Here is a 345-nt window from a genome sequence, read left to right on the forward strand (position 1 = left end):
GCCGAGCAACTCGAGTTGCTCAGGCAGCGCGAACTGGCCAATGCGACATCCGGTAAGTGAGGCGAGCCATGGACATTCGGAATCTGATCGACATGGCGAACCGCATCGGCGATTTCTTCTCTTCGATGCCGGATCACGACGAAGCGGTCGCCGGTGTGGCGGATCATATCCGCCGCTTCTGGGAGCCGCGCATGCGGCGCGCGTTGATCGCGTCGCTCGATGCGCCGCAGACGGGCGGCATCGAAATGTCCGCCATCGTCAGGGAGGCGCTGGTGAAAAACCGCGAGCGTCTCACGCCTGCGGAGGCTCATGTCGCCTGAGGGTTGGGGCGCGGGTCGGCGGTCG

Annotated in this window: 1 protein-coding gene; it reads left to right on the top strand. The window is 64.9% G+C overall.

All coding sequences use genetic code 11. The annotated features are described in order from the left end of the window. Positions 1-92: 92 nt before the first annotated feature. A complete protein-coding gene (locus EN859_RS36175; protein WP_281015681.1) occupies positions 93-320 on the top strand; it encodes a formate dehydrogenase subunit delta in 228 nt (75 codons plus the stop codon). Positions 321-345 lie beyond the last annotated feature (25 nt).

Source organism: Mesorhizobium sp. M00.F.Ca.ET.216.01.1.1 (genome assembly GCF_004010325.2).
Classification (GTDB): Bacteria; Pseudomonadota; Alphaproteobacteria; order Rhizobiales; family Rhizobiaceae; genus Mesorhizobium.

What these genes read in the sequence shown, in the direction of transcription:
- EN859_RS36175 (WP_281015681.1), top strand. Translation starts at nt 93, where the DNA reads ATGGCGAACCGCATCGGCGATTTCTTCTCTTCGATGCCGGATCACGAC.